The sequence below is a fragment of the uncultured Romboutsia sp. genome, from assembly GCF_958366745.1.
In the GTDB taxonomy this organism is placed as follows: Bacteria; Bacillota; Clostridia; order Peptostreptococcales; family Peptostreptococcaceae; genus Romboutsia; species Romboutsia timonensis.
On record NZ_CATXCO010000216.1, the window covers coordinates 1 to 3,955 of the forward strand.

General features: G+C 24.3%; 3 protein-coding genes. All 3 read right to left on the bottom strand.

Annotated elements, in window-relative coordinates:
• Positions 1-204: 204 nt before the first annotated feature.
• Entirely contained in the window at positions 205-1,587 is a 1,383-nt protein-coding gene (locus Q5F54_RS11500; protein ID WP_302334460.1) for a Fic family protein, read from the bottom strand.
• Positions 1,588-2,148: 561 nt separating this feature from the next.
• Complete coding sequence (locus Q5F54_RS11505) at positions 2,149-2,550, bottom strand: hypothetical protein (protein WP_281538227.1); 402 nt, start codon at positions 2,548-2,550, stop codon at positions 2,149-2,151.
• 64 nt (positions 2,551-2,614) lie between these two features.
• A partial coding sequence (locus tag Q5F54_RS11510) for a GIY-YIG nuclease family protein (protein ID WP_302334461.1) occupies positions 2,615-3,955 on the bottom strand: 1,341 nt, incomplete at its 5' end.

Consider the following 3,955-nt stretch of genomic DNA (forward strand, 5'->3'; position numbering starts at 1 on the left):
TAATCTATCTAGTAGAAGAACTTCTTTATTATCTCTGTTTAAGTTACTTCCATGTATATATTTGTAGTCAATGTCTTTTAGGTATTCTATGACTACATTTTCTAGGCTTTCTTCTGTAAACATCATCTTCCCCCATATGTTTAAGTTTATATTATAATTATACTTAACTTTAGGCAAAAATAAAAGCTAGTCATCTGACTAGCTTTATTTAATAACATTAATGGAATATAGATTATATCTTCCTTCTTTAGATTTAGTTAGTATTCCAATATCAGTTAAATAATTCATATCTTTATTCACTTTTTTATAGTCTGATGACTTATTCTTTTTAGTATAATTCTCAATAGTAGCACTGTAATTTTCTTTGTTTAATATATATTTTATAATCTTTTTTTGCTCATTAGTTATATTTACACCTTTATCTACAAGTTCCATAAATATATAATTTTCAATATGCTTTCTAGTATATTTATCCAATATTATATCAATAGATTCTGACACAACTCCAAGAATAAATTCAATAAAATATGTCATATCTAATTCATTATCTTCAACATCTTTTATACACTTATAATATTTACTTTTCTTTTGAGCAATTAATGCTGAGATAGAAAAATGCTTAAATATATCATATCCTTCTTTAACTAAATATATATAAGAAGTTGCCCTTGCAGTTCTTCCATTACCATCAGGGAATGGATGTACAAAAACAAAATAAAAGTGAAATATTGCACTTTTTATTATAGGATTAATATTATTGCTATACATAAATCTAAACAAATCATCCATCATAGATTGTATATTATCTACATGATCACCTTCATGGATTATTTCTCCTCTTTTATCTCTTACTACAACATCCTCTACCCTATACTTATTTATTTGAGTTTCTTCATCTAATGTATCTTTTGATATTAACTCAAAAATCTTTAACATTAGGTCTTCCGTAATCTGATTTTCCTTATCCTCAAGACCATACTTAAGAGCCATGTGATTGTTATATATCATTTTTTCACTTTTACTTGATGGAACTCTTTTATCCGTTACTAATTCTTTTGCTACTTTTCTAGTTGAAAATGCCCCTTCTATAGTACTTGAATAAAAAGATTCATCTGCTAAACTATCTAAAAGCATTTCTTCTGAGCTTATATAATTTTTAAATAAACTTTTACTATATTTTAATAAATCATCTTTTGCTTTTATTTCTATATAATCTATAGCAGATTTAATTTTTTCAGTTTCTACAAACCATAGCTTATTTCCTTTTTCATTTTTTAGTTCTGTATAAGTGGCTATTTCTTTTCTTTTAGATAATATCTTATCCCATTCATAATCTAAATCTTTACCCTTTTCCATTTGATATTTATATTTTTCTTTTGTTATATATTGTTCAGTTTCAGTTTTAACTTCTGATATATTATTAAATATTTTATAATCAGTATTGTCCCAATAACGATATACTGTTCTTTTAGATAGTCTTAATAGTTCTGCTGTTTGTGCTACTGTGTACCCTTGATTTTTAAATGTTTGTATTGCTAATATATTATTTTGTTTCCTTTGTTCTCGTTTTGTAAGTTTATTTTGCATAATATCACCGACTTTTATATGTTTTCTTTTATTATATTTAACTTTTTTAAGTTTTGTCAATTATAATATTTTTTTTATTCTGTATTAATATATTGATTCTACTGTATTTTTGCAACTATTTTAGGAATCAAATTTAATTTCGTGTCACATATTAATTGTTAGAATTTATATTTTAACAGTTATAATAAAAAATTCGCTTCGCTCATGTCGCCAACGACTTCGTCCGTTGCTCAAAATCTTTTTTACGCTCAAAACCAATTTATTGATATTACTTACATTCAGAAGTTATCCACATTTTTTTAAGTATTATAATATCCTTAAGCGTAAAAAAGGATCAGATTTCTCTGATTCTAGCTTTTTGTTTTGTCTGAAATTTAATTTATGGAGTTAAATAAAGTAGTACTATATTCTTTTATATCCTCTATATTTACTAAATTATTTTTAAGAAAATAAAAAGAGAATCAGACTCATCTGATTCTCTTAAGTGTAGTCCGCAGACATCCACCGCTATTAACCAATATTATATATATTTTATAATATTTTGTAAACCTGTTTATGTTTTTATATACTATCTAAATAATCAATAGTCTCTTGAGATAATTGGATTTGGAATGAAAATCCTTTTACTCCATGCTCTTTTAATTTATTACTATTTACCTTATCTATTTTATTTAAATAATTTTTAACTGGTACAAGTCTTACATATCTAGGCTTTCTAGCTATATCTGTACTGTCTTCATTATCAAATAAAAACTCTTCATCATTTATAGTTTCATCGTAGTTAAGTATAGCTCTTACAGAACACTTTAAAAATATTGCACTATATGGAGCACCTGTATATATGTATACTTCATCCCCTACATTTAAATCAAACTTTGTTCCATAATCTACAAATCCATTTTTTAAAAAGCTCCCTAATATATCATATTTACTTAAATTACATGGAAACATACATGTTCTCATAAAATCACTCCCTACAATATCTTTTATTATTTATATAATATATTTTAATAACTATATTAATTAATTAATTAACTATAGACAAAGACTGTCTATATTGTTCTGCAATCATTGTTTTATTAAATTCAGCAGAAGGATCTATATCTTGAACTATTTTCTCTAATTCATCAATACTTATTTTAAAGAATTCTTTTCTTAAATTTATCTTATTTACTCTATTGTCATTTAATATCTCATGTATCTTTTGCTCTAATCCTACTGCATCATCTGAAAATATGAAACTATGAACATCAAATGTAAAAGGTACACTCGCTCCACTAAGTTCATTTATTCTATCAATTGGATTTAATCTTCTTGTCATACCGATTTTAAATACCCTATCTCCAAATGAGCCTAAATTACTTATAACATATACATAACCTGCTTTACCATTTTGTAGCTTAGTTATCTCTTCTTTTTTCTCATTAACTAATTTAAGCTGATTTTTTAGTTCTTCTATTTTTTCTTGTAATTTATTTAATTTTTCTTCATCTTCTGTAGAATTTATTATTTCTTCTACTTTTTCAATTTCAGTTTGATATTTTCCTTCTTCTTTCTCTATTTGCTTTTTTTGTTGTTCTAATAATTTTTTTTCTTCAGCTTCTTGTTTCATTTGTTCTCTAAGTTTTGCTTGTTCTTCTCTTTGTTTTTCTTTTTGCACATAGTATTCATACTCTATCTCAACAGATTTTATAAATAAATACTCTATCTCACCTATAAATTTTCTCATTGTACTTACTATACTTTGATTTCCATCCATTGCTATTTTCATATATTTGTCTGTAAGTTTTTTAACATCTTCTATAGATTTTTCTAATTTATCATATTTTAAATTATATAGTATATTTTGTTGTTCTGCTTTTAATGCTATTACCATTAATTTATATATGGTTGCATTTGTTTTGGTTGTATATCTACTCTCATATCTTTCTAATGTTTGCTTTATAGCTTTTTCATTTTCATTAAATGCTTTTCTTAATTCTTTTAAATCCATACTATTTAATTTTAGTTGAACTGTTGGATTTAATTCTGGATATTCACTATATTCACTTTCATTTACTTCAAATTCTTCTTTAGATATATATGTAATTTCTCTTTCTTCAAACTTTTCTAATATATATTGTATTCTATTATAAATAGATTTGGCTTTTGTAAGTTTTTTCTCTTGAGATGATACTTTCTTACTTATTTTTTCATACTCTGATTTTATTTCTTGTACTTCATTTATATATTTGCCTTTTTTAGATATTTCTTCTTCTATATTGGCAAGTTTTTGTCTTCCTTGATTTATTATTTCTTCTGACTTTATATTTGCTTCATTTTGTGCATTTTGTTTAATATTATTTATTATGTTTTCTCTATTATTTAT